Source organism: Streptomyces sp. NPDC005799, assembly GCF_040630525.1.
Classification (GTDB): Bacteria; Actinomycetota; Actinomycetes; order Streptomycetales; family Streptomycetaceae; genus Streptomyces; species Streptomyces griseorubiginosus_B.
In genome coordinates this window covers 1-5,308 of the sequence record NZ_JBEXXQ010000143.1, presented here as the reverse complement: position 1 = coordinate 5,308, position 5,308 = coordinate 1, and the positions used below count along the sequence as shown (strand labels likewise).

Sequence of the window (5,308 nt, the reverse complement as noted above, 5' to 3'; positions counted from 1 at the left end):
TTCACCGTCCGCTTCGACCCCATCGAAGCGGCATGACCACATCACAGTCACCACTGCGGTGACCAGGGGTCATGCTTCATTTTCGGACCAGAGTCACGGCATTGGGTCTAGGGCTGGTCTAGGGCCTGCCTCTTTGGTCAGCTTGGGTCCAGATCAGGATCGTGTCGCTGGCGGTACCACCAGTCTGTGTTCCCCGAACAAGAATCCGGTTGTATGGACCGACAGTCCGTCCGCAGACTCGCGATCATGATGTCTCACGCACGTGCCCTGGCCCTCGAACGCTTCCAGTGGATCGGCGGCCACGCCGACGTCTGGCAGATCTTCCGCGACCCTGAGGCGCTCGCCGCGGTGGTCCGCGGCCTGGCAGGGCCGTTCCGGGACGACGGCGTCACGGCCGTCTGCGGCATCGAGTCGCGGGGATTCCTGCTCGGCGCGGCGGTGGCCGTCGAACTCGGCGTTGGCTTCGTCGCGGTACGCAAGGGTGAGGGGATCTTCCCGGGGGAGAAGGTCATCCGGCGCAGCGATCCCGACTACCGGGGCACTCGCCAGGAACTGCGCCTGCTGCGGGCGGCAGTGGGCCTTGGGGACCGGGTGCTGCTGGTCGACGACTGGATTGAGACGGGCAGCCAGGCGTCGGCCGTGCGGTCGATGGTCGAGGAGTGTGGCGGTCAGTGGGCCGGCTGCTCCGTCGTCGTCGACCAGGCAGCCCCGGCCCGGCGGGCGGATCTGGGCGTCTGCAGCATCGTGACCGCTGCTGAACTTCCGGCTTGGGATGGACAGTCCTAACACGTGTCCGCATGGCCGGTTGGTCATCGCGCCGCTGATGTCGGCCGACCCTGTTCGCGGGCGGCGGTGGGCCGACCACCGCCGCACACTCGAGGCCATCGCATCGAAGTACCCCAGACGTCGGAGCGGCTTGGCGTAATTCCCAGCCGCGCCCCCGTACGTGACGCGAAAGATCATCAGGGCCCCAGACAAGAAGGCGCTCGTGAAGAGGGGTGGTGAAGGCGGCGGCCGCGCGGCGCGTGGTGCATCCGGCAGCCTGCATCTGCAGAAGCTGGTATGGGGCTTCCGTCCTGTACCCCCGAGAGCCGGGGCGGGAGCCCCTTTTGGCCGGCTCGGAGAGAGTCAGGCCGCTGAACTCCCGCTACAGTCCCAGATCGCGCCGGGCTTCCAGCGCGTACTCGCGCACCGCGCAGCCGTCTGTGCCGTAACGCTCCCAGCCGTCTGCCACGTACTGACGGACCAGCTGGCGCAGCAGCTCGCCGGCGGGAGAAGGGCCCAGCTCTGCGTGGACCACGATGACCGGGCCTGGCTCGACGTAGCTGTCCCACCACACCGGCACCTTGCCATCGCGCTCCGGGACCAGATGGTGCTCGACGGAGCGCACCAGCATCCGTGACGGTCCGGGCAGCGGATGGGCCGTCTGGCGATCGGTGACGCGCAACGACGCGGCCATGAGATAGGTCCCGATCTGGGGAACCGCTGCGGCCGGGTAGCCCTCGGTCCGCTCCGAGAGACCTCGCCATCTTTCAGGAGGAGGCCGGGGATGCGGAAGGCGCTGCGGCGACGACCGACGAGCTACAGGCCGACCGGCAGAGGGCGCCGGGCGCAGCCATCATCGAAGTCCACGGCGACCTCATCCTCGGGGATTCGAAGGCCGGGGAGCCGCCTATCGATGAATCGACCGATTGATGAGCACGGCAGGGGGAACCTCAGACGCCGTCGTCGAGATCCACCGCTGCGTCTTATCGAAGATCACCTATTGGGCCCGCCTCCCTCGGTGTTTTGCAAGACTGATTTCTTGGCGGGAGCCTTCTTGGCGGTGGTCTTCTTCGCCGCGGAGGTCTTGACAGCGCCGGTGGTCTTCTTGGCTGTCGTCTTCTTCGCGGTGGTCTTCTTGGCGGTGGCCGTGGTCTTCTTGGCTGCGGTCTTCTTGACGGTCGAAGCACCGCCGGTCAGGCTGCCCTTGGGCGCCTTCTTGACGGCGACCTCGCCGCCGCGGGGGAGCTTCTTCGAGCCGCTGACCAGGTCCTTGAAGCCCTGGCCCGCGCGGAAGCGCGGAACGGAGGTCTTCTTGACCCGAACCCGCTCGCCCGTCTGGGGGTTGCGGGCGTAGCGGGCCGGACGGTCGACCTTCTCGAACGAACCGAAGCCGGTGACCGAGACCCGGTCACCCCCGACGGTCGCGCGGACGATGGCGTCCAGGACCGCGTCGACAGCGTCGGCTGCCTGCTGGCGGCCGCCGAGCTTGTCGGCAATCGCTTCTACGAGCTGCGCCTTGTTCACGTTGCTCCAATAGGGAAGTGGCGATGATCTGACCGTAAGAACCGTTTGTCCAGCGACGTTGGATGCCGCGGTTACTCATCGTGTATTTTCTCCTGTTGGCTCATGAGGGCCACCTGTCGTTGCCACTACCGCCGCTCGCACAGCGTTTGGGACGCCAACTGGAATCAGCGGGCACCTCCAAGAACACGTCGTCGGCCCAGCCACGCTCACAGGAGACAGCGCAAGCTCCGTGGCCATGCTGCGCAGACACCCAGCTTGCGCCGCGCACTTCCGCCACCTCACCGCCAACCTCCACGTCGACCACCGGATCCGCGCCGTGTCGCCGGTACTGTCAGCGAGGAGTGCAACGAAGCAGCCGCCGTCCATGGTGGCCCAGAGGGGTGTGACCGGTGTTAGGGCTGAAGAGTGAGTCCTCGGACCCGGACAGGGGCCTGAAGCACGGCGGGAGACATACGAGTTGCCGACGGCTGCATCCGCATCCCGGGTGGACTTCAGCAATCTGTGCCCGGAGCTCTCGCAGAGGACTCCGCTACTCGAGCCTGGGACGCGCCGGAGTCAAGTGGCCGCCCTCAAGGAGAAGTGTCGCTCGCCCGCATGGCCACTGGCCCCCGCACAAAAACTCTCGTGCCGAGTGGGCAGGCCGAGGCGATAGGTAAGTAGCATGGGTGAATTCACACGCCCACGGTCGTCCAGTCGCCCCTGACGTTGATTAGTGAAGCCAGGTGAAGGATGATCAAGAAGTAAGCGTAAGCCGTGCAAGCCATTTTAAGAATGAAAAGTACCCAGGTGGGGTAATTAATCCAGTCTGGCGCAGTTCCTGCTTCCTTATCTCCGACGCTGGCCTTTCTGTCGTTCCCTTGTAGCTCGTGTTCCTTGCCATTCGTCCATGCGGCCCACGCGCTTGTTTTATAGAGATATTGGAGCAGGTCAAGAGAAAGAGCACTAGCCAGAAAAATGCCAGCCCACAGCAGGCGTACAGGAATGGAAACCGTCCCCGTAGTTTTAAGTCCGCCGGAGAGTAGCCAAACAAACGCAATACCTGCCAAAGCCAACTGACGAGCAACCTGGCTGGCCATTGTGCTTGCAGCTTCGTACCGTTCGCGAGCCTTACTGAGAATCACCTGTTCGGCCCTCCACCTTCAGTGTTTGAGAAGTCTGACTCCGGACCTTCAGTGAAGTTTGGCCCCCCACCTTCAGTATTTGAGCGGCTTAGCACCGGCAGCGGTTCCAGACGGACATCTCCCTGCTTGAGGTACCGCTCGAGCTCGGGCGGCCGGTAGCTCGTGTCCCAGTCGTAGCGCTCCTTGGCTGGCACTGCCAGCAACTCGTTCCCGTCGAGCAGGCCCTGCTTGTTTGCTGCCCGTCCGATGGGCCGGTGGAGCGGCTTGAGTAGCCGGTACAGTCCAGTCCGCGAGGGGTTCAGCTCTCCTAGGACGTCCGGCTGTACACGGAAGGCGATGCCCTCTTCCGGCTTCCACTCCGGCGGGCCGGCCGCGCTGAGGGCTTCGGTGTTGAACGCCAGGCCATATCTGGTGGCTTGCTCGACCATCCACAGCAAGGTGATGTCGGACAGTCCCGTCTCTTTGTAGCCGCCGCCCACATCGCAGTGCGAGCCGGCGAACCAGACCTGCTTCAGCTCCTGGCCGTGCTCGGGAGCGCCGGGCTGCTGGTGCCACAGCGTGGGCTGGAACGGCGGGCGCTGTTCGTCGATGGCCAGCGCGTGGAAGGCGCCCTTGACCCAGCTACTCAGCGTGGTGTCGTGGAAGGACCAACGGCGGTTGAACCGCGTCACGACTGGCTCGAGCCACATGGGCCCCAGCGCTGGGATGCCCAGGGCACCGACCGTGTCCCACACCCCGATGAAGTGGATCTCCGTCTCGTACGCATACGAGCGGCGGAACAGCGTGGAGGCCGCGCCTTTCGGCTCCTCGGTCCGGTCGCGATACAGGACCCATGCCTCCTGGACCCGGTCCGCGTGGTCATGGCGCAGGATGCCGCAGTTGCGTACCAGGCCGGCCAGGCTGCGGGCGGTGAATGCGCCCCGGCTGAAGCCGAAGAGGAACAGTTCGTCGTCGGGCTCGTATGTCTCGACGAGGAAGCGGTAGGCGTCGATGACGTTGTGGGACAGGCCGACGCCGAACGCGCCGCCGCTCAGGCGCTCGAACCGGTGGGTGCCGACGCCGCTGTGGTAGTAGACGTGCTGGTCCTTCCCGGCGATGGATCCCGGGACTACGGACAGGGCGACCTTGGCGACGTTGGTCTTGCTCGGTTGGTCGGCGAAGTTCCATGTGCCGTCGCAGCAGACGACCAGACGCTTAGCCATAACCATCCCTCCTACGAGAGTGAAGCGCTCGCTCTCATCCCTTACACCAAGGACCCCGTCCCTCCGCGAGGACTCGGAACGCCGCGCCGCCAAGTGCCAGTTGGGGTCTCCGTGAACGAGGAGTACACGCAGAACCAGCGCATAGCAGAAGTCAGCATAGGACTACACCGCTCTGATCTAAGTGCCGAGACACGCCCATCAAGTTGGCACCAGGTTGATTCTTTCGCCGTTCCACGGATCGAGCCATACGACAAATGTCGTGTTAGGTTCAAGTTATGTTGACCAGTTCAGGGAAGGTAACCTCGCCCCTTCCTTAGTACATTGAAGATGGGAGATGTACCGTTAGAACTAGAAAAGAACAGCAAGGAATTAATGGAAAATCAGATTCCCCCGGTTGGCGTGAGGAGAGAGATTGCGACAGGACCGAGAACTTGAGGGTTTGAAACTGCGTCAATTCCCTGCTGCGTGAGCATGAGACTGTCTGAGCGTGTGTCAGTTCGCTCCTGATTCCTTCGAACCGACCCCTCCCCACCCACCTAGCTCGCGCTTTTTGGGAATTCGCGGAGCGAGTTCCCTTCGGAATTGCGGAGCAATTCCATGGATAGTCACGGAGTGACTATCCATCAACTTCCTTGCGGAGCAAGGGAGTTCCGTCGCGTAGCGACGGCGCGTCGTGTCTGCGGAGCAGACCGCGCG

Annotated in this window: 5 protein-coding genes; 1 reads left to right on the top strand and 4 read right to left on the bottom strand. The window is 63.9% G+C overall.

All coding sequences use genetic code 11. The features are described 5' to 3' along the window. Window positions 1-246 precede the first annotated feature (246 nt). Complete coding sequence (locus ABZ453_RS50365; protein WP_359026699.1) at window positions 247-786, top strand: phosphoribosyltransferase family protein; 540 nt, start codon at window positions 247-249, stop codon at window positions 784-786. A 361-nt stretch (window positions 787-1,147) separates the two neighbouring features. Here the strand turns inward: ABZ453_RS50365 and ABZ453_RS50360 are convergent, their stop codons facing one another. The 4 genes from ABZ453_RS50360 to ABZ453_RS50345 all read right to left on the bottom strand — a co-directional run bounded on the left by ABZ453_RS50360 (window position 1,148) and on the right by ABZ453_RS50345 (window position 4,612). Next, on the bottom strand, window positions 1,148-1,459 hold the full coding sequence (locus ABZ453_RS50360) for a hypothetical protein (RefSeq protein ID WP_359026697.1): 312 nt from the start codon (window positions 1,457-1,459) through the stop codon (window positions 1,148-1,150). A gap of 299 nt (window positions 1,460-1,758) precedes the next feature. Next, on the bottom strand, window positions 1,759-2,289 hold the full coding sequence (locus ABZ453_RS50355) for an HU family DNA-binding protein (RefSeq protein ID WP_359026695.1): 531 nt from the start codon (window positions 2,287-2,289) through the stop codon (window positions 1,759-1,761). Between the two features lie 671 nt (window positions 2,290-2,960). Beyond that, window positions 2,961-3,410: a hypothetical protein gene (locus ABZ453_RS50350; protein ID WP_359026693.1), complete on the bottom strand. Its 450-nt coding sequence runs from the start codon at window positions 3,408-3,410 to the stop codon at window positions 2,961-2,963. Continuing rightward, window positions 3,407-4,612, bottom strand: a complete 1,206-nt coding sequence (locus ABZ453_RS50345; protein WP_359026691.1) for a DUF2235 domain-containing protein — start codon at window positions 4,610-4,612, stop codon at window positions 3,407-3,409. The genes ABZ453_RS50350 and ABZ453_RS50345 overlap by 4 nt, the downstream gene beginning before the upstream one ends. Window positions 4,613-5,308 lie beyond the last annotated feature (696 nt).

Coding starts and splice junctions, on each gene's coding strand:
- ABZ453_RS50360 (WP_359026697.1), bottom strand. CDS start 1,459: ATGGCCGCGTCGTTGCGCGTCACCGATCGCCAGACGGCCCATCCGCTG.
- ABZ453_RS50365 (WP_359026699.1), top strand. CDS start 247: ATGATGTCTCACGCACGTGCCCTGGCCCTCGAACGCTTCCAGTGGATC.
- ABZ453_RS50345 (WP_359026691.1), bottom strand. CDS start 4,612: ATGGCTAAGCGTCTGGTCGTCTGCTGCGACGGCACATGGAACTTCGCC.